Below are 23,528 nucleotides of genomic sequence, written 5' to 3'. Positions count from 1 at the left end.
CTTGTCGGCCTCGTCGAGCGCGGCGTCGATGCCCACGCCGTAGTAACCGACCGCGGCGTCCGAGTCGGTGCGGCAGGCTGCCAGATAGGCCAGCTTGCCGCCGAGGCAGAAGCCCAAGACGCCGACTTTTTTCCCAGGCACTTCGGCACGCGCGCGCAGCACATCGATGGCGCTCTGCATGTCCGCCATGCCCTTGGCTTCGTCGAAGCCGCCGTAGAGCGCGAAGGCGCGCTGCCAGTCGGCCTCGCTGTAGCCCAGCTCCACATCGGGCTCCTGCCGCCAGAACAGGTCGGGCACGAGCGCGACGTAGCCTTCTTCGGCGTAGTAGTCGGCGATCTCGCGCATGGTGTGGTTCACGCCGAAGATCTCCTGCGCGATCACCAGGCCGGGGCCGCTGCCGCTCTCGGGCAGGGCAAGGTAGCCGCGAAAGGTGCCGCTGCCATCGGCAGCCTGGATCTGGATGTACTGACCGGTCATCGTGGGGGTCTCCAAGTGGGGTGATTCAGGGAGCGTTCGTATTCAACAAGGATAATCCGCGCCCATGGAAATCATCAGCTTTCTCGTCGACTTCATCCTTCATGTCGACAAACACCTCGAGGCCTTCGTCATTGCCTACGGCCCCTGGGTCTATGCGCTGTTGTTCCTCATCGTCTTCGTGGAGACCGGCGCGGTCGTGATGCCGTTCCTGCCGGGCGACTCGCTGCTGTTCATCGTGGGCGCGCTGTGCGGCGCCGGGCTCATGAACTACCCGCTGGCCTGCGGCATCCTGATTGCGGCGGCCATTCTGGGTGACCAATGCAACTACTCCATCGGGCGCTACTTCGGGCCCAAGGTCTTCCAGTGGGAGAACTCGCGCTTCTTCAACCGCAAGGCCTTCGACCAGGCGCACGGCTTCTACGAGCGCTACGGCGGCATCACCATCATCCTGGCGCGCTTCATGCCCTTCATTCGCACCTTCGCGCCCTTCGTGGCCGGCGTGGCCGAAATGAGCCGCGCCAAGTTCACCATGTTCAACGTGGTGGGCGCGCTGATCTGGGTGCTGGGCATCGCGACGGCGGGCTACTTCTTCGGCAACCTGCCGTTCGTGCGCCAGCACCTCGACAAGATCATCTGGGCGCTGATCTTCGTGCCGGGCCTGCTGGCCATCTTTGGCGCGTGGCGCGCGTCGAAGGCCGAGAAGGCGCGCACCGCGCAGGCCTGAACTTCTTACTTCACAAAAGAAAAAGCGCGCCCTGGTGGCGCGCTTTTTCGTTCAGGCTGGGTCCAGGCCGAACAGCGATCAGTAGTTGGGGCCGTTGCTCGGGTAGTAGCCGCTGCCCTGCGGATAACGCTGGCGGTTGTAGTTGCGTTCGTCGGCATTGCGGCCGACCTGGTTGCCGATGATGCCGCCAATGGCTGCACCACCCACCGTGCTGGCAGTGTTGCCGCCGATGGCATTGCCCACCAGCGCACCGCCCACCGCACCGACGCCAGTACCGAGGTTCTGGTTGGGGCCGCTTGCGCAGCCTGCGATCGTCATGACCGAAGTGGCTGCGGCTGCAGCGATCCAGAGACGTGTGTTCATGATGTCCACCTTTCGAAGAGTGATGGGTCATCATGTTCAAAACCCGCTCGCTCCCTGTGTAGGAGCCTGCCGCGCCTGCCTGTGCGGACACATGGGCCGCCCGGCGTGGGACATCAGGGCGCTGCGACTGGCGCTGTGACTGGCGCCGTGGCTTTACAAAGCAGCCCGCTATGGCTCGGCGCCAGAGCGGGCTTCGAACTTCAGAGCTGCCGGCTGCGCGCGAGCGGCGGGTTCTGCGCAAAGTAGCGCTGGATGCCGCGCATCAGCGCGTCGGCCAGGTTCTCCTGGTAGTCGACGCGGCGCAGGTTGGCCTCTTCTTCGGGGTTGCTGATGAAGGCGGTTTCCACCAGCACGCTGGGAATGTCGGGCGCCTTCAGCACCGCGAAGCCGGCCTGCTCGACCTGGCCCTTGTGCAGTCGCGCGCCGATGCCCTTGATTTCGCCGAGCATCGCGCCGCCGAGCTTCAGGCTGTCGTTGATCTGCGCGGTGGTGCTCATGTCGAGCAGCGCGCGCTGCACCTGCGCCTCGTGGCCGCCGACGTTCACGCCGCCCACCTTGTCGGCGTCGTTCTCTTTATTTGCCATCCAGCGCGCTGCGCTGCTGGAGGCGCCGCTCTGGCTCAGCGCGAACACGCTGGCGCCGCGCGCGGCGGGCGTGGTGAAGGCGTCGGCGTGGATGCTCACGAACAGGTCGGCCTGCACGCGGCGCGCCTTCTGCACGCGCACGCCCAGCGGCACGAAGAAGTCGGCGTCGCGCGTGAGAAAGGCGCGCATCGGGTTGCCGTTGACGCTGCCCGCGTTGATGCGGTCGCGCAGGCGGAACGCCACCTGCAGCACGATGTCTTTCTCGCGCGTGCCGCTGGGGCCGGTGGCGCCGGGGTCTTCGCCGCCGTGGCCGGGGTCCAGCGCCACGATGATGATGCGGTCGGTGCGGCTCGCGGTGGCGGTGCCGCCGCCGCGCGCCACCGGAGGCGGTGGTTGCACGGGCCTGCTGGGCGCAGCGGCCACCACGGGCGGCACGGGTGCGGGCACCACGAGCGCGGGCGCCGCGCGGTCGGGGCCCGATACCACCGGCGGTGGCGGCGCGGGCGGGCCGGGGCGCATCGATTGCTGCGCCATCAGCTCGCCCAGTGCGTCGACCGTGGGGGCGGGCGAAGGTTGCGGCGTGTTGCCCGCCACGGCAGGGGCGTTGGCGTTGCCGCCGGCGGTTCGCGGCGCGTCGCGCAGGCGCTCGGCAATCAGCGCTTCCATCGGGTCGATGGCCTGCTCGGGGTACAGGTCGAGCACCAGCCGGTGCTTGTACGCGGCCACGGGTGCGAGCGAGAACACCTGCGGCACCACGGCCTGCTTCAGGTCGAACACGATGCGCACCACCTTCGGCGCGTACTGCCCGACGCGCAGGCCGTTGATGTAGGGGTCGCCGGGCTTGATCTTGCCGACCAGCTCGCGCAGCTCGGGGTTCAGGTCGATGCCCTCGATGTCCACCGCCAGCCGCGGCGGGCTGCCCACCACGAGCTGCTGCGAGTTCAGGCGCGCGTCGGACTCGATGGTCACGCGCGTGTAGTCGGCCGCGGGCCAGACGCGCACCGCGAGGATGCTGGCGCCGCGCGCGATCTGGTGCACGCCGAGCATCAGCGCGATGCTGCCGCCCTGCAGCAGCACGCGCCGTTTCAGTCCGGCCGCCTTCATGCGGCGATGCGCGCCAGCAGATCGCTGCCGCGAGGGGTGTTCGCGAGGAGGGTCACGCTGCGTGTGTCGTCGGTCATTGCTTCTATTTTAATAGCGAGGTCAGCCGGCGGGGTACGGCCCGCGGCGTTGTCAGGCCACTCGGCGAGCTTGAGGCCGGGGCCCGCGAAGATGTCGCGAAAGCCCGCGTCGTCCCATTCGCGCGGGTCGCTGAAGCGGTAGAAGTCGAAGTGAAAGATCTGCAGGCCGTCGGGCGCCTCGTGCGGCTCGACCACGGCGTAGGTCGGGCTCTTGATGCGCCCCGCGATGCCCAGCGCGCGCAGCAGGTGGCGTACGAAAGTGGTCTTGCCGGCGCCCAGGTCGCCGTGCAGCGCGATGAAGGCGTCGCGCACGGCGGGCGCGCCCGCCAGCGCGCGCGCCAGGGCGTCGGTGTCGTCTTCGCTGCGCCAGCGCAGGGTGCGGGTGCTCGTTTGCGTTTCTACAATCGGCAAGTGATCGTCAGCCATCCACTCGTTGTTCGTATTCAGGCCTTGGCCCGGGATCTCGGATTCTCCCAAATCGGAATCGCGGGCGTCGATTTATCGAGCGCCGAGGACGGTCTGATGCAATGGCTGGCCCATGGGTTCCATGGCGAGATGCAATACATGGCAACACACGGCACCCGGCGCGCCCGCCCGGCCGAGCTGGTGCCGGGCACGGTGAGCGTGATCACCGCGCGCATGGACTACCTGCCGCGCGACACCGCCCCCGAGTGGCAGGCCATCGAGTTCGACCGCCTCGCGCGCCCCGGCGAAGCCATCGTGTCGGTCTATGCGCGGGGGCGGGACTATCACAAGGTGCTGCGCAACCGCCTCGCCAGGCTGGCCGAGCGCATCGCCGAGGAGGTGGGCTCCTTCGGCCACCGCGCCTTCACCGACTCGGCCCCCGTGCTCGAGGCCGAGCTGGCCGCGCGCAGCGGCCAGGGCTGGCGCGGCAAGCACACGCTGGTGCTAGACCGCGACGCGGGCTCGATGTTCTTCCTCGGCGAGATCTACGTCGACATGGCGCTGCCGCCGAGCGAGCCCGTGACCGCGCACTGCGGCAGCTGCAGCGCCTGCATCGACGTGTGCCCCACGCAGGCCATCGTCGCGCCGCGGCGGCTCGATGCGCGGCGCTGCATCTCGTACCTCACCATCGAGCACAGCGGGCCGATTCCGTTGGAGCTGCGCCCGCTGATGGCCAACCGCATCTACGGCTGCGACGACTGCCAGCTGATCTGCCCCTGGAACAAGTTCGCCAAGAAAAGCACGCTGCCCGACTTCGATGCGCGCGAAGGGCTCACCGGGCGCACGCTGGCCGAGCTGTTCGCGTGGACCGAGGAAGACTTCCTGCGCCGCACCGAGGGCAGCCCGATTCGCCGCATCGGCCATGAGCGCTGGCTGCGCAACATCGCGGTGGCGCTGGGCAATGCTGCGCGGGCGGGGGAGGGCGATGCGCACGAAGCGCTGGCCACGCGCGCCACGCACGACAGCGAACTCGTTCGCGAGCATGTGGCCTGGGGCCTGGCGCAACAGGCCGCGGACCTGGCCTGAGCTTTCCGCCGGCCAGGCAATCGAAGCCACCAGGCCATCACGAAAATCACACCGGAAGAATCTCGCGCACGCGCTCCCAAGGCCGGCACATCAGCGTGCCGCGCGGCGACACCACGATGGGCCGCTGCAGCAGGATCGGGTGCGCGACGATGGCGTCGAACAGCTGGTCGTCGCTCAGCGCCTCGTTCGCCAGCTTGAGTTCTTCGTACGGCGCTTCCTTCGTGCGCAGCAGGTCGCGCGGGCCCAGGCCCATCGCCTTGGCGAGCTCGCGCAGCTTTTTCTTCGAGGGCGGTGTTTCCAGGTACAGCACGATCTCGGGCTCCACGCCACTCTCGCGGATCAGCCCCAGCACGTTGCGCGACGTGCTGCAGTTGGGCTTGTGGAAGATGGTCATCGGGTAGGCGGTGGTGGGGGTGCGTGCGGTCATGGCCGGGATTATCGAAAAAAAGCCAACGCGCGCTCATGCGTTGCCGTCTTCCCACCCGGGCACGAACGGAAAACGCGCGGCCCAGAACGCGGCGAGCCGCGGGTCGGCGTCGACCCGTTTCACCACCTCGGCCATGCGCGGCGCCTCGCGGTAGAAGCGCGTGCGGCATGGCGTCCAGCGCGACATCACCGTCACGTACAGGTCGAGCACGCTCAGCGTGTCGCCGAGCAGGTAGGGCGAGGGCGCGCCGATTTGCGCGCCATCAGGTGCCAGCAGTGCGCGATGCGCTCCGCGCTGCGTTCGAGCATCGCGGGCTGTGCCGCGGGGTCGGGCACGAGGCGCGACGGGTCGTCGCGCACCCAGAAGAGCGAGTAGATGGCGGCCGGCAGGTAGACCATCCAGCGCAGGTAGCGCGCACGCAGCGGATGGTCCGGCGCGGGGCACAGGCCGGCGTGCGGGTAGCGGTCGGCGAGCCACACGAGGATGGCCGCGCTCTCGGTCATCAGCTCGCCCGAAGGGAGCACCAGCGCGGGCACCTGGCGCATCGGGTTCACGCCCGACACGCGCTCGCGCTCGGCCTCGCCCTCCCAGGTGGCGATGTCGACCGTGTCGACCTGCGCGCCGACAAGCGTCAGCGCCGCGTGGACCGGCGTGGCGCCGGAGCCCGGGGCGCCGTAGAGGGTGTAGCGGTCGGCGGCGGAAGAAGGCGTGGATGAAGCGCTCATCCGCGCAGGCTACTGCAGCAGCGGGGCTGCTGTCACGCAGCCAGAAGTAACCTGCCCAGGGATTACGCAGCCAGCAGTGCGTCGACCTTGTTCAGGCCTTCCAGCGTGCGGAAGCAGGCCTCGGCCACTTCGGTGCCCTTGACCGCGAAGTGGCGGTGGAAGTACTTGCGGTGCTCCACATGTTCGTGGAAGTGGTGCGGTGTGAGCACGGCCGAGAAGATCGGCACGTCGGTTTCCAGCTGCAGCGACATCAGCGTGCTGACCACCGTGTTGGCGACGAACTCGTGGCGGTAGATGCCGCCGTCCACCACCAGCGCGCAGCCGATGATGGCCGCGTACTTGCCGGAGTTGGCCAGGCGCTTGGCATGCAGCGGAATCTCGAACGCGCCGGGCACGTCGAAGATGTCGATAAGCTCGCGCGCCACGCCGAGCCGTGCCATCTCTTCGAGAAAGGCGTCGCGGGCCTGGTGGACGATGTCGGAATGCCACTGCGCCTCGACGAAGGCGATGCGCGTGCCGCGGGGCGAGCCCGAGGCCGTGACGGCGGAAAGGGGAAGGTCGTTGATCTGACTCATGGTGTGCCTCTGGAAAGCAGGATTCCTGAATCAGGGCGCACGAAACCACAGGCCCGCCTGCGCGCCCGCAAAGCAAGGCGCGCGGGCATGCCCGCATTTCGCGCTCTCTTTCATCCGGACTGTGACCGTCGGCTTCGGAATCGCACCGAAATCTGCTGACCCTGGGGCTTGTTGCAAGCTCCAGGCGCTCGCGGGCTTGTGCGGCCTTCTTTCGAAAGAACCGCCATCACCGCCGGTGGGGAATTGCACCCCGCCCTGAGAACGCTTGTCGTCCGGCGAACCGGACCACGGCGCGATTCTAGGAGCCGCCCGCGGCGCGGCGTTGTCGCCGGCGCGCCAGACCTTCAGGCGCGCGGGGATTTTCTTCAGAAGCGGTACGTGGCCGACGCAGTCACGCTACGGCGCTGGCCGTAGAAGCAGTCGCCGCGCGTGAGGCAGGTGGTGATCTGCACCTTGTCGGTCAGGTTGCTGGCGTTCAGCGACAGGCGCAGCGGGCCGTTGTCCCAGGCGAACATTGCGTCGAACAGCGTGACCGAGGGCGTGCGCAGGGCGTCGGTGCCGTCCCACGATTCGCCCAGGTAGCGCACGCCGCCGCCCAGCGAAAAGCCCGGCACCCCGCCGATGGAGAAGCGCCGCATCACCCATGCCGAGGCCGTGTGCCTGGGCACGCCCGACAGGCGCTTGCCCAGGTCGGCGCCGTTGCTGCGCGAGACGCGCGCGTCGGTGTAGGCGTAGGAGGCAATCCAGTCCCAGTCGCGCGCGATGCTGCCCTTGTATTCCAGCTCCAGTCCCTTCACGTGCACCTCGCCGAGCTGCACGCTGTTCAGCGGATTGGTCGGGTCGGTGGTCTTGCGGTTGGTGTCGCGCAGGTCGTACAGCGCGGCCATGAACGACGTGCGCTGGCCCTCGGGCTCCCACTTCACGCCGGCCTCCCACTGCTTGCCGCGCTGCGGCTTGAAGGGCGTGTTGTTCAGGTCGACGCCGCCCAGCGGCAGGAACGACTCGGCATAGCTCAGGTACGGCGCCCAGCCGCCGTCGGCCAGGTACACCAGGCCGGCGCGCTTGGTGGTGGCCTTGTCGTCGACGGCGGCTGCCGGACGGCCTTCGGTGTCGGTGTCGGCCTTGTCGTGGCGCAGGCCCAGCAGGCCGACCCAGCGGCCGTACTTCAGCTGGTCCTGCGCGTAGATGCCCACCTGCTTCTGCACCACCGCGGGCTGGCGCGTGAGGAAGGCGGGCGGCGTGTAGTTGCCGTACACCGGCGCATACACGTCGAGCGCGCCGGCTCGGCCGCGGCCGGTGAGCTGCGAGGTCTGGTTGCGCTGGAAGTCGGCGCCGACCAGCAGTGTGTGCTCGACCCCGCCGGTCTTGAAGTGCGCCTCGGCCTGGTTGTCGACCAGCAGCATCTTGCCGGCGCTGATGGTCGAGCTCAGGTCGCGCTCGATGGTGCGCTGGTCGATGTTGAACACCGGCCGCGCCGGCCGGCCGGTGGCGCGGTTGGCCGTGAAGCTGGTGTACGCGGTGTCGTACCAGACCTTGCTTTCGGTCGAGCGCAGGTTCTGCCGCACGGTCCAGGTGTCGTCGATGCGGTGGCTGAACAGGTAGCCCAGCGAGGTGTTGCGCGAGTCGTAGCGGTCGAAGCCGGGCTCGCCGGTGAAGGTCGAGGTGGGAATCTGCCCGTAGAGCGAGGGCTGCAGCGTGCCCTGCCACGGGAAGAAGCCGATCAGCGAGCCGCTCTTGTCCTTCTGGTACGAGGCCTGCAGGGTGAGCGAGGTGTCGGTGCTCGGGCGCCAGGTGAGCGACGGCGCCACCAAAATGCGGTCGTCCGGCGCGTGGTCGACCTGCGTGCCGCTGTCGCGGTTCACGGCCACCAGGCGGTACAGCCACTTGCCCTCGGCATCGAGCGGCCCGGTGAAGTCGGCGGCCACCTGCTTGCGGTCGTGGTTGCCCGCCTGCACCTGCACTTCGCGCTGCGCCTCGGCCTGCGGCCGCTTGGACACCAGGTTGAGCACGCCGCCGATGCCGCCCTGGCCGTACAGCACCGACGAGGGGCCGCGCAGCAGCTCCACGCGCTCCAGCAGGTACGGCTCGACCTTGGTCGAGTTGTAGGTGCCGTAGGTGCGCTGCAGCCCGTCGAGGTACTGCACCGCGTCGCCGCCGCGCACCTTGAACGAGTCGACCCGGCTGTCGAAGTAGCTGGACACCACGCCGGCCGTGTAGTTGGTGGTTTCGCGCAGCGTGAGCGCGCCCTGCGCTTCCATCTGGTCGCGCGTGATGACCGAGATGGCTTGCGGCGTTTCGATGAGCGGCGTGTCGGTCTTGGTGGCGGTGCCGCCGCGGCGCGCGACGAAACCGGTCACCGGGCCGGTGGCGGTCTCGCCCGAATCGCTGGAGACCGTGACCGTCGGCAGCGCCCTGCGCGGCTCGCCGGACTCGTCTTTTTCGTCGGCGTAGGCGGGCACGGCGGCGCTGAGCGCGACGGCGGTTGCCGCGAGCGTGGCGCGGCGACAGTGAGAAACAGATGAAAGGGCCGAAAGCGTTGAAAGGCGCCACTTCGGGCGACGGGTGTTCGATGTCATGTGCAGCTTCTCCTGGTCCTGCGTCAAAAGGGGCGGGGAGTGGCTGCGGCGCGCGTCGGGGCGCGCCATGGCTTCTCGGTTCGGGTCCGAGCGAACGCATCCGGCTGCTCGCCTGGTGCCGGCGGCCGATGATGTAGATGGTCTGTGCGTTGTCGGGTGCAGCCGTTGCGGCTGCGGTCTTCGTTCCTTCGAAGACGGCTGGCGCGCCCGTGGCGGGCGGCTGGCTGAGCGGCGGAATTATAGGAGCGGCGGGCGGGCTTCAGCGCCCCGAAAGAAACTGCGTCATGCGCTGCAGCTCGTCGTCCAGCGCCGCGCGAAAGGCGGCGTCGCGCGGCTTCTTTTCGACGTAGCCGAAGCCGGGCGTCACCAGCCCGCCGGGCGCCGTGACGTTGGCCCAGCCGATCACGCGCTCGTGCCACAGCAGCGGCAGCGCGTAGTAGCCGAACTGGCGCTTCGGCGCGGGCGTGTAGGCCTCGAACTTGTACGTCCAGCCCCACAGCAGCTCGAAGCGGCGGCGGTCCCACACGACCGGGTCGAAGGGCGCGAGCAGGCGCACCGCGTCGTCGGGCGCATGGCGGCGCGAGGCCGGGTTTTCGTCGGCGGGCCAGTACCAGGTGGTGCCGTCGATGCGGCAGCTGGCGAGCTCCTCGCGCGCGATGCGCAGGGCCGCCTGCGTCTGCGCCGACAGGTGCGGCGCGCCGTAGCCCAGCAGCCGCACGAGGTAGGTGAGGCTCGCGGCCGGCAGCGGCGCGTACTTGCGCACCACCAGTTCGATGAGCGCGGCGGCGCGTTGCGCGCGGCCTGCGGGGCTGTCGTCGGCGCCCGCGTGCGCCACCGCCTCGTACACGCGCGTGCCGCTGTCGCGCCGCACCACGCGCAGCATGCCGCGGTAATGCATGCCGTCGAGCAACTGCGTGGTCGCGTTGCTGGAGCCGCCCCAGTAGTTCTGCACGCGGCCATGGGCGAAGTGCTGTTCCACCTGGCGCGGATGCACCTGGCCGTGCGCCTGCACATAGGCCAGCACGTCGGCGGCCTTGCGCCGCGTGGCCGCGTCCCACGCTCGCTTGGCTTCGCGCGGGTGCATCAGCGCGAGGTGTTCGCGCGGCAGAAAGCCGTAGTTGACCAGGCAGTCTTCCTCGATGGCCAGGCGCGTGTAGCGGCTTTCGAGATCGCCCGCGCGGTAGTCCTTCACGCGGTGGCGCAGCGTGAGGTCTTGCGCACGCGCCGGCGCGCGGATGGGGTCGGCCTGCACGAAGCCGAGCCGGCGGATCGCGCCGGGCAATGTCGTGGGCGTGAAGAGGGTGCGCGCGATCGCGTAGCGGCGCAGGTCGTCGAGGGTCGGGTCAGCCATGCGGCGAATTGCAGCACAGCCGGTTGTTTTTTGCTTTCGGCAGGGCCGAACGGCCGACTACCTAGACCGCCCCTAGACAGCCTGCTTGTGCCTTTCGATGCACACGCCCAGCGTCTCTTCGCCCGAACGCTGCCACCAATCGAGGTTCGAGAAAATCTCGACCTCGCTGAACCCGGCGAAGCCCGCGTCTTCCACCCACCCGCGGATCTTCTTCAGCTCGACCACGCCGTCGCCCATCATCCCGCGGTCGCTCAGCAGGTCGCGCGTGGGCGTGAGCCAGTCGCACACGTGGTACGCCAGCAGCCGCTCGCGACCGGCGCGCGCAATCTGCTGCTGCAGCTTCGGGTCCCACCACACGTGGTAGATGTCCAGTGCCACGCCCAGCATGCCGCTCCTGCCGGCGTCGAGTTCGTCGCACAGGTCGAGCGCGTGCTCCAGCGTGTTGATGCAGGCGCGGTCGGCCGCCTGCATCGGGTGCAGGGGCTCGATGGCCAGCGGCATGCCGACCTCGCGCGCGTATTCCAGCGAGGCGGCGATGCCGTCGCGCACCTCGGCGCGCGCGCGCCCGATGTCCTTGTACGCCACCTTGCCGTCGAGCGCGCCGGGCAGCGCGCCGACCACCAGCACCAGGCAGGGCGCATCGAGCGTCTTCGCCTCGTCGATGGCGCGGCGGTTGTCGTCCAGCGCGGCCTTCAGGCCCGCCGCGTCGGGCGCCGGAAAGAAGCCGCCGCGGCAGTAGCCCGACAGGCCCATGCCGTGCGCCTTCAGTTGCTTCGCGACCTTGTCGAGGCCCACGGCCGCCACCTGGTCGCGCCAGGGGCTGATGGCACGGATGCCGCGCGCGGCGCACTGGTCGATGATGCGGTCCAGCGGCACCTCGGCGCCCGACTGCTTGCGCACCGTGGCGGTGTTGATCGACAGCCAGTCGTGGTCCTGCGAGAAATCGCGCATGGTCAGTGCCCGCCCGGCCGCCCGAAGGGCACTGGGCGCCCCTTCGGGGAGCAGCGATGCACGAAGTGATGTGCGTGAGGGTGCAGCATGACTAGCCTTCCACGCCGTGCAGGGCCAGCAGCGTCTTCATGCGCCGCACCGCCAGCTCGGGCTGCTCCAGCAGGTTGGCCGCGTCGGCCAGCCGGAACAGCTCCGCGAAATGCACCAGCGAGCGCGTGCTCTGCTGGCCGCCCACCATCGTGAAGTGCTTCTGGTGGCCGTTGAGCCAGGCCATGAACACCACGCCCGTCTTGTAGAAGCGAGTCGGCGCCGCGAAGATGTGGCGCGACAGCGGCACCGTCGGCCCGAGGATGGCGTGGAACTTTGCGGTGTCGCCCTGCGCCAGCGCGCCCAATGCGGCGCTCGCGGCCGGCGCGATGGCGTCGAAGATGCCCAGCAGCGCATCGCTCTTGCCGTGCGTCGGCACGCTGCCGAAGCCGTCGCCGGCGATCAGCTCGGCGTAGTTGAAATCGTCGCCCGTGTACATGCGCACGCCGCGGCCGTCGGCCCCTCCGGTCGCGGGCAAACGCCGGCGCATCGCGATCTCCTTGTCCTTGTCGAGCAGCGAGATCTTGATGCCGTCGACCTTGTCCGGATGCGCCGCGATGATGCCCAGCGCCGTGTCCATCGCCGCGTCCACGTCCTTCGTGCCCCAGTAGCCCGCCAGCGCCGGGTCGAACATGTCGCCCAGCCAGTGCAGCACCACCGGCTGCTTCGCCTGGCTCAGGATGCGGTCGTACACGCGCTCGTAGTCGGCCGGGCCCTTCGCCACGCGGGCCAGCGCGCGGCTGGCCATGACGATGAGCTTGCCGCCCAGCTTCTCGATGGCCGCCATCTGCTCTTCGTAGCCGCGGATGACGTCGTCGACGCTCTTCACGTCATCGATGTCCAGGTGGTCGGTGCCGCAGCCCGAGGCGACCAGCGCGCCGGGCGTGTCCTGGGCGGCATCGAGCGAACGGCGGATCAGCTCCAGCGAGGTGGGCCAGTCCAGCCCCATGCCGCGCTGCGCGGTGTCCATGGCCTCGGCCACGCCCAGGCCCAGCGAGAACAGGTGGCGGCGGTAGGCGATGGTGGTGTCCCAATCGACCGCTGCTTGCAGCCACGGGTCGACGGCCGCGAGCGGGTCGGCCACCACGTGCGCGGCGGAGTAGGCGATGCGGTCGAACTCGACGCCCGCGTTGGGCTTCACCGGCGCGGTGCCGCGCAGCGCATAGGGCGCCAGCGTGCCGCCGGTGGTGGGGAGGGTCAGCGACAGTGCCATGGTCGCCTCACACCTTCAAAGGAGACACATCGACCCAGCGGCGGTCCTTCCACGACTCGAGCGCGGCCTCGACCAGCTGAACGCCCTTGGCGCCTTCGGGCAGCGTCCACTTGTAGGGGGCGTTCTCGACCACGTGGCGAATGAAGTGCTCCCACTGGATCTTGAAGCCGTTGTCGTACACCTGCGAGTCCGGAATTTCCTGCCACTGGTCGAAGAAGTTCATGGTCTGCTTCTCGTCGGGGTTCCACACCGGGCGCGGGGTGGCCACGCGCGACTGGGCGCGGCAGCTCGACAGGCCCGCCACCGCGGAACCGTCGGTGCCGTCGACGTGGAAGGTCACGAGGTCGTCGCGCCGCACGCGCGTCACCCAGCTCATGTTGAGCTGCGCGATGACCGGCTCGCCGTTGTGGCCGGTGAGCTCGCAGGTGGCATAGGCGGCGTCGTCGGCGGTGGCTTCATACGGCTGGCCCGCTTCGTCCCAGCGCTTCGGGATGTGCGTGGCGCCGATGCACGACACCGACTTCACCTCGCCGAACAGGTTGTCCAGCACGTAGCGCCAGTGGCACATCATGTCCAGGATCATGCCGCCGCCGTCTTCCTTGCGGTAGTTCCAGCTCGGGCGCTGGATGGGCTGCAGGTCGCCCTCGAACACCCAGTAGCCGAACTCCAGGCGCACGCTGAGCATGCGGCCGAAGAAGCCGGCGCGGCGCAGCATGTCGAGCTTGCGCAGGCCGGGCAGGAACAACTTGTCCTGCACGGCACCGTGCTTCAGGCCCGAGCCTTCGGCCAGGCGCGCGATCTCCACGGCTTCGTTCAGGTTGGTGGCAATGGGCTTCTCGCAGTACACGTGCTTGCCGGCCCGAATGGCCTTGGCCAGCAGCGTGGGGCGCATCTGCGTGGTGCCGGCGTCGAAGAAGATGGTGTCGTCCGGGTTCTCCAGAGCCTTGTCGAGGTCGGTGCCCCAGCGTGCGATGTCGTGCGCCTTGGCCAGCGCTTCCATCTTCTCGGCGTTGCGCCCGATGAGGATCGGGTCGGGCATGACCTTGTCGCCGTTCGACAGCGTCACGCCGCCTTGCGCGCGAATGGCGCAGATGGAGCGGATCAAATGCTGGTTCATGCCCATGCGGCCGGTGACGCCGTGCATGATGATTCCTAGACGTTGGGTGGCCATCGTTTTCTTCCTTGAGATGCGAGAGAGATTGCAGAGCGAAGCGCAAGGGCTTCAGTAGACGGAACGCATGGCGTCCCACGAGATGCCGGCGCCGGGTCTGCCGGTGGCAAAGCCGGGCGCGGCGGCGAGCGAGGACAAGTCGATTTGCCCGTCGCGGATGGCGAGGCGCACGGCGCCCTCGCTGAGTTCGTACAGGCCGGGGTGCAGCCTCAGCAGGGCCTGTTGTTCGGCTTGCGGCGCGGCGGCCAGGCCGTTCACGTAGTGGTGCCCGTTGCGCTCCACGTGCGACAGGCCCAGCCAAGCGACCAGCGCCAGGTCTTGCTGAACGCCGAGGCCGGCCTGCATGGTGAGGTCTTCACCTGAAAGGAAGAAGCGCGAGGAGGGCTGCTTTTGCTCGGCGGCGTTCCAGTGCGCGCAGCGCGCCGCGTTGACCACCGACTTGTAGAAGCCCTTGCAGCTCTTGCTCGATACGCCGGTGTAGCCCAGCGCGCGCGCCTGCACGAAGGCATCGAGCGTGGCGTCGGACTCGTCGACAAGCAGCGGCATGCGCTTGCCCAGCGCGGACACGTCGCGCTGCAAGGCCGCGTCGCGGCGAATCGGTTGCTCGACGAACACGGTTTTCTGCGCGAGCTTCCACAGCACGGGCGTGGACAGCATGCGGTCGAGAAACACGGCGAAGTCGTCGGCATCGGCGTACTGCTCGTTGCCGTCGAGCGTGACCAACTGCGCATGGCCGTCGATGACGCGGGAGATGCGCTGCAGCCGGTCGATGTCCTGCGCGGTGTTGCCGCAGAGCTTGAGCTTGAAGTGCGTGAGGCCGTAGCGCTTCACGGCAGCCGCGAGCGTCGTCGGCAGACCGTCATCAGGCGCATCGGTCAGCGCCTCGCTGGCGTCCATCTCGTCGATCGCGTCGGCGAGGCCTACCGTGTGGCGCGCGGCGATGCGGGTGCGCGGCGACTGCTTCGCCAGGAAGGCGGGCATGTCGAACCCTGCCAGGTCGTCGGCCAGGCCGCTGCCCGCGATGTCGATGCCGCAGAGGTTGCCGCTCATCGCCGTGGCAAAGCTCGCGCCGTGGTGCAGGCACAGCGCGTCGAGCAGGGCGCGGTCGATCAGCGCGGGTCCGTAGCTGGCGACCAGCGGTTGCAGTCCCTTGGCCTTGGCGCGCGACTGCAGCGCGGCGTAGTTCGAGGCGAAGTGCGTCCACGCGGTCTGCGCGTCGGGCTCCGCGGTGTAGGCCTCGCGCGCGTCGCGCAGGGCGAAGCGCAGCTGCTCGAAGTTCTGCTCGTTGGTGAGCGCCGGGTTCTTGTCGAACCACTTGGGCACCATCATTTCGGCGGCGCAGCCTTCGGCGGTGCGGCCGTCGGCAAAGCGGATGCGCGCCTTCACATAGACCTGCGGGCAGGCCGTGACGGTGGCCGCGCCGAAGCGAAACGGCAGCCGCAGCGTGACGTTGCGCTCCGCGAAGCGAACTTCCTCGACGTGGAAACGGGTCGCGTCCATGGGGTGCCGTTCAGTGGTCCAGGATGCCCTGCGAGAAGAAATGCGCGCGCACCAGCTTCGTGTAGGCGCCGAACTCCGGCGAGGCCATCATGTCCAGCGTGCGGGTGCGCGGCAGGTCGATGTCGTACACCGCCGCAATGGAGCCGGGCCGCTCGCTCATCACGATCACGCGGTCCGACAGGAAGATGGCTTCGGGAATGCTGTGGGTGATGAGCATCACCGTCTTCTTCGAGGCCAGCCAGATGCGCTGCAGCTCCAGGTTCATCTTCTCGCGCGTCATCGCGTCGAGCGCGCCGAACGGCTCGTCCATCAGCAGCACCGAGGGGTCGTGCAGCAGCGCGCGGCAGATCGACGCGCGTTGCTGCATGCCGCCCGAGAGCTGCCACGGGTACTTGCCCTCGAAGCCCTTCAGGCCGGCCATTTCCATCAGCTCGCGGGCGCGGGCCCGGGCGGCTTCCATGGGCAGGTGGCGCATCTCGGCCTGCAGCAGGATGTTGTCTTCCACGCTGCGCCAGGGCAGCAGCACCGCGCTCTGGAACACGATGCCCACGTCCTTCTGCGGGCCCTGGATGGGCTTGCCCGCGAGTGTGAGGCTGCCGCCGCTGATCGGCAGCAGGCCCGCCACCATCTTCAGCAGCGTGCTCTTGCCGCAGCCCGACGGGCCGACGACCGAGACGAACTCGCCTTGCCCGATGGCGAAGTCGAGCGGCTTGAGCGACTCGACCGGGCCGTCCTTGCTCTGGTAGATCTTCGAGACGCCGCGCGCTTCGATCAGGTTGACTTGGGACATGGAATGCGTGGGAGGTGGCAACGGCGAAAGGCGCGCAGGGTTCGTGATGCGGCGGTCGGGCGGTCGAGGGGTCGGGCGATCAGGCGATCGGGCGATCAGGGCAGGAAGTCCAGCGTCACGTAGTCTTCCGGCTTGCCGCGCGTGGAGGCGTCCATGCCGCCGTACTGCACCAGCAGGTCGAGCGAGTCGCTCACGTTCTTCATGGTCACGCGGTAGGGGCGCTGGTTGGCCGTTTCCTTCGTGTGGTACAGGGCCACGCTCTGCTTCATGCCGACGATGAGCGTGTCGCGCACGCCGGCCTTGGCGTTCGCCTTGAGCATGGCGTCCACGGCCGCCTCGGGGCTCTTCTCGGCGGCTTCGGCGGCCTTGGTGGAGGCGCGCATGAAGCGCTTCACCAGGTCGGGGTTCTCGGTGAGCAGGTTCTTGTTGGTGATGATGCCGGAGCTGATCTGGTTCACGCCCGAGTCGGCGAAGCGGATCGGCGTCACGGGCTTGCCGGTGGCGTCCTGCAGCTTGATGGCCTGGTCCATCACGTAGCCCAGCAGCAGGTCGGCCTGGCCGTTGGTGACCGCGTTGAGCTTGGTCTGGCCGTCGCCCGAGACGATCTTCACCTGGTCGGCCGAGATGTTGTTGACCTTCAGGAACAGCGGCCACATCTGCGACATGGAGTCGCCCGGCGTCACGGCCACGGTCTTGCCGATGATGTCCTTGGGGGTCTTGATGTTCTTCTCGGTGAAGCCCATGACCGACATCGGGCTCACCTGGAACAGCACGCCGGTCGACTTCAGCGGCGCGCCCTTGGCGGCGGCCTTGATCATGGTGGTGACGTCGATGTAGCCGAAGGTGGCCGACTTGGCGGCCACCGCCTGCGCGGTGACGGCGGAGCCGCGGCCTTCCTGGATGTCGAGCTCGATGCCTTCGTCGGCGTAGAAGCCCTTTTCCTTGCCCAGGAAGAAGGGCGCGTGCTCGCTGTACAGGTACCAGTTGAGCATGAGCGTGACCTTGTCCTTGGGCTTGTCGCCCTGGGCATGGGCCGGCAGCACGGCAAAGGTGGCGAATGCCGCGGCGGTCGACAGGGCGAGCAGCGAGGGAAGCAGTTTCTTCATGGTCTTGTCTCCGGGAGGTTGTTGGTATGCAGAAGGAACTAGAAACCGGGAACTCAGTGCGCGTGGCGCTGCGAGGCGTGCCACGGAATCATCACGCGCTCGACCAGGTCGACCGCGACGAAAAGAATGACGCCGATGCTCGACAGCACCACCAGCGCGGCGAACATCAGCGGCAGGTCGAAGTTGCCGTTGGCCACCTGCAGCACGTAGCCGATGCCCGAGTTGGAGCCGACGAATTCGCCCACCACCGCGCCCACCACGGCCAGCGTGACCGACACCTTCAGGCCGCTGAAGATCTGCGGCAACGCCTGGGGCAGGCTGATCTTGAAGAAGGTCTGCAGCCGGCTCGCGCCCATGGAGCGCGACAGGTCGATCATGTCCGGCTCGACCGACTTGAAGCCCATCACCGTGGACACCACCACCGGGAAGAAGCCCAGCAGAAAGGCGCTGATCACCTTCGGGAAGATGCCGAAGCCGAACCACACCACGAACAGCGGCGCGATCGCGACCTTGGGAATGCTCTGCGAGAACACCAGCAGCGGGTACACGTACGACTCGACCACGCGCGAGTAAGCGATGACCATGGCCATCGGAATGCCGATGAGGATGGTCAGCCCGAAACCGCCCAGCGTGGCCAGCGTGGTCTTCCAGCTTTCGGACAGCAGGCGGGGCCATTCGGCCACGAGCTGCTTCACCACCTCCCACGGCGGCGGCACCAGGTAGGCCGGAATCCTGAAGAGGCGAATCGCCAGGTCCCACAGCACCAGCAGCAGCAAGATGAGGATGAACGGGCGCAGGGCCGGGGAGAGCAGGAGCTTGCGGAACATGACGGGGGCCGGGGTTTCTTTTGCCTGTTGTTTGCTTGCTTACTGCTGCACCGAGAGGCCGGCCGCCTTCACGAGCTCGGCGTTGCTCGCGATCTCGTCCTTGATGTAGGCGTCGAACTGCGCGGGCTTGAGCGTCCAGGCGTCGGCGCCGAGCTTGGCGAAGCGCTCCTTCACCTCGGGCGTGGCCAGCGCCTTGGCCACCTCGGCGTTCAGGCGCTCGACGATGTCGCGCGGCGTCTTGGCCGGCGCCATCATTCCGATCCAGAAGTTGAATTCCGAGCCGGGCACGCCGGCCTCGGTGGTGGTGGGCACGTCGGGCAGGGCGGCGGCGCGCTTGGGCGAGCCCACGGCCAGCGCCAGCAGCTGGCCTTCCTTGATCTGGCCGATGACCGGGGCGATGGGCGAGAAGTAGTAGTCGACGCGGCCCGAGAGCACCTCGGTCACGGCTTCGCCCGAGCCCTTGAAGGGGATGTTGGTGGCGTCTATCTTGGCGGCCAGCTTGAACTTTTCGGCGTTCAGGTGCGTGGCGCTGCCCTGGCCGGCGGAAGCGAAGTTCATGCTGCCCGGCTTGGCGCGCGCCGCGGCCAGCAGCTGTGGCAGCGTCTTGATGTTCTTGCCCGGCGAGATCACCAGCGCGTTCGGCAGCGACGAGATGGGCGTGACGCCCGCGAAGTCGTGCACCGTGTCGAAGGGCAGCTTGGCGAAGGTCGAGGGGCTCACCGTGTGCGACGACGAATGGATCATCACCGTGTAGCCGTCGGCCGCCGCCGTGGCCACCGCCTGCTGGCCGATGGTGCCGCTGGCGCCGCCGCGGTTGTCGATGACCAGCGTCTGGCCCATGCTGACGCTCATCTTGTCGGTGATGGCGCGGGCAATGATGTCGGTGGTGCTGCCCGCCGCAAAGGGAACGATCACGCGGATGGGCTTGCTGGGGTAGCCGTTCTGCGCGGACGCCAGCGTGGGGAACAGCGCGGCTGTGCAGGTCAAGGCCAAGGCCGCGGTCAGCGAGGCAAGGGCGGGGGAGCGTGCAGTGCTGGCAAGAAGCTTCAAGGTTTGTCTCCGCGCGGTCGGGCCGCTTTCTTGGATCGATCAATTCACCATTGAGTGAATTATCGATTTTAGAAACGGCCGCGCCGCAGCGTCAACGGCCGCTGCCTAGTGAATACCCGCAGAGTGAGGAGAGGCGGCGCCCGGTCGGTGAGGGACGAGGGGCGCCGCGGTGCCGCCTTCAGTGCAGCACGTAGCCCAGCACGAGGTCGGTCATGTGCGACAGGCGTTGCGCCATCGCCTTGGGAGCCCGCAGGTCGCGCCCGAAGATGGCCGACAGCGTGTGGTTGTTCGACAGGTAGAAGTAGCAGAGTGACGCGATGGAGATGTACAGCTGCACGGGGTCGACGCCGGCGCGGAACAGGTTGTCCTTCTTGCCGCGCTCCAGCACGGTGTCCAGCAGCTGCACCAGCGGCGAGTTCATTTCCTGGATGCGCTCGGAGCGCTTCAGGTGCGCCGCGCAGTGCAGGTTCTCGCTGTTGAGCAGGGTGATGAACTCCGGGTGCTCGAGGTAGTAGTGCCAGGTGAAGGACACCAGTTGGCGAATGGCCTCGACCGGCTCGATCTCGTCGAGGTGCAGGCGCTGCTCGGCCTCGCGGATGTCGGCGTAGGTGCGCTCCAGCACCGCCAGGAACAGGTCGTCCTTGCTGCCGAAGTAGTAGTAGATGAGCCGCTTGTTGAGGCCCGCGCGCTCGGCGATGCTGTCCATGCGCGCGCCGGCCAGGCCGCGTGCCGAAAACTCGTCGCGCGCCGACGCGAGGATGGCGAGCTGCGAGCGATCGGCATCGCGCGAACGGGGTTCGAGCACGTCGATGGTGTCTGCGGGATTGCCGGCAGGGCTGGCTTGAGCGGTGCGGTCCTTGGGAGCCTTCATGGCGAGAATTTAACCAATTGGGGAATTAACGCAAGGCGCGAAAGGCGGACGCACATAATTGCCGAAGACATTTGCAGCTGAGGTTCTACTTCTCATGAGTACATCACAACCCGCAGGCCACCTGATCGTGGAGTGCCTGGTCGAACAGGGCATGGAGATCGCGTTCGGCGTGCCCGGCGAAAGCTTCCTGGCGGTGCTCGACGGCTTTCATGCGTACCGCGAGCGCGCGCGTTTCATCGTCAACCGGCAGGAGGGCGGCGCGGCCTTCATGGCCGAGGCGCACGGCAAGATCACCGGGCGGCCGGGCGTGTGCTTCGTCACGCGCGGGCCGGGCGCGACGAACGCATCCATCGGCGTGCACAACGCGTTCCAGGACTCCACGCCGATGGTGCTGTTCGTGGGCGACGTCGGCAGCGACTTTCGCGACCGCGAGGCCTTCCAGGAGGTCGACTACGGCAGCTTCTTCGGGCCGAGCACCAAGGGCTTCGCCAAGCGGGTGGAGCGCATCGACGACGCCGACCGCATTCCCGAGTACATCGCGCGCGCCTTCGCCACCGCGATGAACGGGCGGCCAGGGCCGGTGGTGCTGGTGCTGCCCGAAGACATGCTGCGCAGCGAGACCGCCGCGCGGCCATTGAAGCGCGTGGAAGCCGTGGAGCCCTGGAGCGACCCGGGCGCGCTGCGCACGCTGCGCGAGCTGCTGCTGAAGTCGCAGCGTCCGCTGGTGATTGCCGGCGGCGGCGGCTGGACCACGCAGGCCGCGCACGCGCTGCAGCGCTTCGCGGAGAACTGGCGCCTGCCGGTGACCAACGCCTTTCGCTTTCAGGACACCTTCGACAACCACCACCCGCTGTACGCGGGCGACGTGGGCATCGCCATCAACCCGAAGCTCGCGCAACGCGTGAAGGACGCGGACCTGATCCTCGCCATCGGCCCGCGCCTGGGCGAGATGACGACGGGCGGCTACACGCTGCTGGAAGCGCCCAAGGCCAGGCAGACGCTGGTGCACATCCACGCGAGCGCGGAAGAACTCAACCGCGTGTACCAGGCCGACCTGGCCATCAACGCCGGCATGAGCGCTGCCGCGCGCAGCCTGGAGGTGCTGAGCGCGCCGCCGACGCTGCCGTGGGAAGAATGGACGCTGCAGGCCCATGACGACTACGAGGCCAACCTGGTGCCTCAGGCGCTGGCCGGCATGCCCGCCGACGCGCCACGCGGGCCGGTCGACATGGCGGAGGTCGTCGCGCTGCTGCAGAAGCACCTGCCCGCCGACGCGGCCATCACCAACGGCGCGGGCAACTTCGCGAGCTGGGTGCACCGCTACTTTCGCTACCACGGGCTCACCAAGGGCGCGAAGACGCAGCTGGCGCCGACCAGCGGCGCGATGGGCTACGGCGTGCCGGCCGGCATCGCAGCCAACCTGGCGACGGGGCGCGTGGCTTTCACGATTGCCGGCGACGGCGATTTCCTGATGACGGGGCAGGAGCTGGCGACGGCGTCGCAGCATGGCGGCAAGAGCATCATCGTGCTGCTGAACAACGGCATGTTCGGCACCATCCGCATGCACCAGGAGCGCGAGTACCCCGAACGCACCAGCGGCACGGCGCTGCGCAACCCCGACTTCTGCGGCCTGGCGCGCGCCTACGGCTACGCGGCCGAGCGGGTGACGGCCACCGGGCAGTTCGAGGCCGCGCTGCTGCGCGCGCTGGCGGCCGACACGGGCACGCTGATCGAGATTCCGCTCGACCCCGAGGTGATCACCACGCGCGGCACGCTCGCGTCGATCACGCGCGCGGCGAAGCAGGCCGAGCTCAAGTCCGGGGCTGCTGGCTGAGCGTTGCGCGATGGCGGTCCACTTCTGCGCGCAAAGCGGGCGAACGCAGTTCGAAGATGTCGAAGAGGCCGAGCGTCTCGAGCGCGGGAATCAGCGAGCGCAGGTCTTGCTGCGCGGTCTGCCGGTCTTCGGCCGAGGCGTTCGCGTCTTCGAGCACGCGGGCGTTGGCGAGGAAGGCCGCGACCGAACCCTTGCGCAGGGTGGTGCCGTTGATGACGGTGAAGTCCTGGCCGTCGGGCAGTACGTCTTGGGCTTGCATGTGAGGTCCTTTCAGGGGGTGGTGAAGATGAACTCGATGCTAGGCAGGCCGCGCGCTTCGGGCTTGCGCCGCGGGGCCAATCGATACCGCCGGCGGGCCAGCCATGGCCGTTGAGTCGCCGGCGAAGCTCTGGCTCGATGTGCATGGGGCGCCGCGCGTCACCGCCTATCACTCGCATGACACCGGGCAGCTGTTCGCGCTGCGCGAGGGCCTGCAGCTCATCGAGACGCCTTCGGGGCGCTGGGTTCAGCCGCCGGGCTGGATCGGGTGGATTGCGCCGCGCTGCGCCCACGCGGCGCAGAGCTTCGGCGCCACGGCGGGATGGAGCCTGCACCTCGATGCAACGGCTGCTGCAGCGTTGCCGAAGGAGCCGCATGTGTTCGCGGCCACGCCGCTGGTGCAGGGGCTGGTCGACCGGCTGACGTCGCTGGACGCATCCGATGCCCTGCTGGAGCCACGCCGCGGGCGATTGGTGGGCGTGCTGGTCGACGAGCTTGCCGCGGGCGACAGGCCGTCTCTGCACCTGCCCATGCCGCAGGACAAGCGCCTGGTCGCGATGGCGGCCGCGCTGGCCGACGATCCGGCGCTGGCGGATGGCATCGACGCATGGGCCGATCGCATCGGCATGGCGCGCCGCACGCTCACGCGGCGCTTCGCGGCGCAGACGGGCCTGAGCTTTGCGCAATGGCGTCAGCAGGCGCGGTTGCTGAAGGCGGTCGAGCTGCTGAGCCTGAAGGAGCCTGTGACGGCGGTGGCGCTGACGGTGGGCTACAGCTCGGTGAGTGCTTTCATCGAGGCCTTCCGCAAGCACTTCGGCCGCACGCCGGCGCGCTTCTTCGAGGGGTAGGGGCCCTGGCGGCAGGCGAAAAAAAAGCCCGCATGAAGCGGGCTTTTTGATTCAGGAGCGCGAGGCCCCCGAGTGCTTACTTGACGTGCTTGCCGATCAGCGCGGCCAGTTCGAACATCGACACTTGGGCCTTGCCGAAGATTTCCTTCAGCTTGGCGTCGGCGTTGATGTTGCGCTTGTTGGCCTTGTCTTGAAGGTTGTTCTTCTTGATGTAGTCCCACAGCTTGCTCACGACGGCGGTACGCGGCAGCGGCGTCGAGCCGACCACGGCGGCCAGCGCGGGGCTGGGGGTCAGGGCCTTCATGAACGCGGCGTTGGGCGTGCGCTTCTTGGCGGGAGCAGCCTTCTTTGCGGGAGCAGCAGCCTTCTTCGCCGGTGCAGCAGCCTTCTTTGCAGGAGCCGCAGCCTTCTTCGCGGGAGCAGCGGCCTTCTTTGCCGGAGCAGCAGCCTTCTTCGCCGGTGCGGCGGCCTTCTTAGCCGGAGCAGCAGCCTTCTTCGCGGGAGCGGCGGCTTTCTTTGCCGGAGCTTTCTTTGCAGTTGCCATGGTT

Annotated in this window: 25 protein-coding genes and 1 riboswitch; of the genes, 4 read left to right on the top strand and 21 right to left on the bottom strand. The window is 68.3% G+C overall.

The genetic code is table 11. The features are described 5' to 3' along the window. The coding region (locus QTI51_RS12580; protein WP_286515746.1) for a dienelactone hydrolase family protein at positions 1 to 477 on the bottom strand (477 nt) is incomplete at its 3' end. A 64-nt stretch (positions 478 to 541) separates the two neighbouring features. On the opposite strand from QTI51_RS12580, the gene QTI51_RS12575 reads away from it, so the two are divergent. Then, positions 542 to 1,201, top strand: a complete 660-nt coding sequence (locus tag QTI51_RS12575; protein WP_116907079.1) for a DedA family protein — start codon at positions 542 to 544, stop codon at positions 1,199 to 1,201. Between the two features lie 78 nt (positions 1,202 to 1,279). Here QTI51_RS12575 and QTI51_RS12570 read toward each other — a convergent pair whose 3' ends face one another. From QTI51_RS12570 to tsaE, 3 genes are all read right to left on the bottom strand, one after another. Next, the gene (locus QTI51_RS12570) at positions 1,280 to 1,564 is read right to left on the bottom strand and encodes a YMGG-like glycine zipper-containing protein (RefSeq protein WP_116907805.1); all 285 of its coding nucleotides are present in this window, start codon (positions 1,562 to 1,564) and stop codon (positions 1,280 to 1,282) included. Between the two features lie 200 nt (positions 1,565 to 1,764). Beyond that, on the bottom strand, positions 1,765 to 3,252 hold the full coding sequence (locus QTI51_RS12565) for an N-acetylmuramoyl-L-alanine amidase (RefSeq protein ID WP_116907080.1): 1,488 nt from the start codon (positions 3,250 to 3,252) through the stop codon (positions 1,765 to 1,767). Beyond that, positions 3,249 to 3,755, bottom strand: a complete 507-nt coding sequence (gene tsaE, locus QTI51_RS12560) for a tRNA (adenosine(37)-N6)-threonylcarbamoyltransferase complex ATPase subunit type 1 TsaE (protein ID WP_116907081.1) — start codon at positions 3,753 to 3,755, stop codon at positions 3,249 to 3,251. Before tsaE ends, QTI51_RS12565 begins: the two co-directional genes overlap by 4 nt. Between tsaE and queG the strand changes: the two genes are divergently transcribed. Next, a complete protein-coding gene (gene queG / locus QTI51_RS12555) occupies positions 3,741 to 4,820 on the top strand; it encodes a tRNA epoxyqueuosine(34) reductase QueG (RefSeq protein WP_116907082.1) in 1,080 nt (359 codons plus the stop codon). The two genes, tsaE and queG, sit on opposite strands and share 15 nt — an antisense overlap. A 46-nt stretch (positions 4,821 to 4,866) precedes the next feature. Here queG and arsC read toward each other — a convergent pair whose 3' ends face one another. From arsC to QTI51_RS12480, 15 genes are all read right to left on the bottom strand, one after another. Beyond that, a complete protein-coding gene (gene arsC / locus QTI51_RS12550) occupies positions 4,867 to 5,247 on the bottom strand; it encodes an arsenate reductase (glutaredoxin) (protein ID WP_116907083.1) in 381 nt (126 codons plus the stop codon). 33 nt (positions 5,248 to 5,280) lie between these two features. Then, on the bottom strand, positions 5,281 to 5,457 hold the full coding sequence (locus QTI51_RS12545) for a hypothetical protein (protein WP_286515749.1): 177 nt from the start codon (positions 5,455 to 5,457) through the stop codon (positions 5,281 to 5,283). Between the two features lie 2 nt (positions 5,458 to 5,459). After that, a complete protein-coding gene (locus QTI51_RS12540) occupies positions 5,460 to 5,972 on the bottom strand; it encodes a glutathione S-transferase (protein WP_286515751.1) in 513 nt (170 codons plus the stop codon). A gap of 62 nt (positions 5,973 to 6,034) precedes the next feature. Beyond that, positions 6,035 to 6,547: a 6,7-dimethyl-8-ribityllumazine synthase gene (locus tag QTI51_RS12535; protein WP_116907085.1), complete on the bottom strand. Its 513-nt coding sequence runs from the start codon at positions 6,545 to 6,547 to the stop codon at positions 6,035 to 6,037. A 98-nt stretch (positions 6,548 to 6,645) separates the two neighbouring features. Then, positions 6,646 to 6,814: riboswitch (FMN riboswitch) on the bottom strand. 98 nt (positions 6,815 to 6,912) lie between these two features. Further along, positions 6,913 to 9,123: a TonB-dependent siderophore receptor gene (locus QTI51_RS12530; protein ID WP_116907806.1), complete on the bottom strand. Its 2,211-nt coding sequence runs from the start codon at positions 9,121 to 9,123 to the stop codon at positions 6,913 to 6,915. 259 nt (positions 9,124 to 9,382) lie between these two features. Then, positions 9,383 to 10,474 carry a DNA glycosylase AlkZ-like family protein gene (locus tag QTI51_RS12525; RefSeq protein ID WP_116907086.1) on the bottom strand — a complete coding sequence of 364 codons (1,092 nt, stop codon included), beginning with the start codon at positions 10,472 to 10,474 and terminating at the stop codon, positions 9,383 to 9,385. 72 nt (positions 10,475 to 10,546) lie between these two features. Further along, a complete protein-coding gene (locus QTI51_RS12520; protein ID WP_116907087.1) occupies positions 10,547 to 11,425 on the bottom strand; it encodes a sugar phosphate isomerase/epimerase family protein in 879 nt (292 codons plus the stop codon). Positions 11,426 to 11,516: 91 nt separating this feature from the next. Continuing rightward, positions 11,517 to 12,725, bottom strand: a complete 1,209-nt coding sequence (locus QTI51_RS12515) for a dihydrodipicolinate synthase family protein (protein ID WP_116907088.1) — start codon at positions 12,723 to 12,725, stop codon at positions 11,517 to 11,519. A gap of 7 nt (positions 12,726 to 12,732) precedes the next feature. Then, entirely contained in the window at positions 12,733 to 13,896 is a 1,164-nt protein-coding gene (locus QTI51_RS12510; RefSeq protein WP_116907089.1) for a Gfo/Idh/MocA family protein, read from the bottom strand. Between the two features lie 51 nt (positions 13,897 to 13,947). Continuing rightward, entirely contained in the window at positions 13,948 to 15,396 is a 1,449-nt protein-coding gene (locus QTI51_RS12505; protein ID WP_116907090.1) for an enolase C-terminal domain-like protein, read from the bottom strand. 10 nt (positions 15,397 to 15,406) lie between these two features. Continuing rightward, on the bottom strand, positions 15,407 to 16,186 hold the full coding sequence (locus QTI51_RS12500) for an ABC transporter ATP-binding protein (RefSeq protein ID WP_116907091.1): 780 nt from the start codon (positions 16,184 to 16,186) through the stop codon (positions 15,407 to 15,409). Positions 16,187 to 16,281: 95 nt separating this feature from the next. Beyond that, positions 16,282 to 17,292 carry an ABC transporter substrate-binding protein gene (locus QTI51_RS12495; RefSeq protein ID WP_116907092.1) on the bottom strand — a complete coding sequence of 337 codons (1,011 nt, stop codon included), beginning with the start codon at positions 17,290 to 17,292 and terminating at the stop codon, positions 16,282 to 16,284. 53 nt (positions 17,293 to 17,345) lie between these two features. Then, positions 17,346 to 18,119, bottom strand: a complete 774-nt coding sequence (locus QTI51_RS12490; RefSeq protein ID WP_116907093.1) for an ABC transporter permease — start codon at positions 18,117 to 18,119, stop codon at positions 17,346 to 17,348. Between the two features lie 39 nt (positions 18,120 to 18,158). Then, complete coding sequence (locus tag QTI51_RS12485; protein ID WP_286515976.1) at positions 18,159 to 19,112, bottom strand: tripartite tricarboxylate transporter substrate binding protein; 954 nt, start codon at positions 19,110 to 19,112, stop codon at positions 18,159 to 18,161. A gap of 235 nt (positions 19,113 to 19,347) precedes the next feature. Further along, positions 19,348 to 20,040, bottom strand: coding sequence for a TetR/AcrR family transcriptional regulator (locus tag QTI51_RS12480; protein ID WP_116907095.1), 693 nt, complete (start codon positions 20,038 to 20,040; stop codon positions 19,348 to 19,350). 94 nt (positions 20,041 to 20,134) lie between these two features. Here QTI51_RS12480 and QTI51_RS12475 point away from each other — a divergent pair, with 94 nt between their 5' ends. Further along, on the top strand, positions 20,135 to 21,874 hold the full coding sequence (locus tag QTI51_RS12475; protein WP_116907096.1) for a thiamine pyrophosphate-binding protein: 1,740 nt from the start codon (positions 20,135 to 20,137) through the stop codon (positions 21,872 to 21,874). Here the strand turns inward: QTI51_RS12475 and QTI51_RS12470 are convergent. Continuing rightward, the gene (locus QTI51_RS12470; protein WP_116907097.1) at positions 21,852 to 22,133 is read right to left on the bottom strand and encodes a hypothetical protein; all 282 of its coding nucleotides are present in this window, start codon (positions 22,131 to 22,133) and stop codon (positions 21,852 to 21,854) included. The two genes, QTI51_RS12475 and QTI51_RS12470, sit on opposite strands and share 23 nt — an antisense overlap. A 103-nt stretch (positions 22,134 to 22,236) precedes the next feature. Here QTI51_RS12470 and QTI51_RS12465 point away from each other — a divergent pair, with 103 nt between their 5' ends. Beyond that, positions 22,237 to 22,980: an AraC family transcriptional regulator gene (locus tag QTI51_RS12465; RefSeq protein ID WP_116907098.1), complete on the top strand. Its 744-nt coding sequence runs from the start codon at positions 22,237 to 22,239 to the stop codon at positions 22,978 to 22,980. A gap of 76 nt (positions 22,981 to 23,056) precedes the next feature. On the opposite strand, the gene QTI51_RS12460 is transcribed toward QTI51_RS12465, so the two are convergent. After that, positions 23,057 to 23,524, bottom strand: coding sequence for an SWIB/MDM2 domain-containing protein (locus QTI51_RS12460; RefSeq protein ID WP_116907099.1), 468 nt, complete (start codon positions 23,522 to 23,524; stop codon positions 23,057 to 23,059). Between the last annotated feature and the right edge of the window lie 4 nt (positions 23,525 to 23,528).

Source organism: Variovorax sp. J22G73, assembly GCF_030317035.1.
Taxonomy (GTDB): domain Bacteria; phylum Pseudomonadota; class Gammaproteobacteria; order Burkholderiales; family Burkholderiaceae_C; genus Variovorax.
Note: the sequence above shows the minus strand (reverse complement) of the source record. Positions and strands in the feature narration are given on the sequence as shown.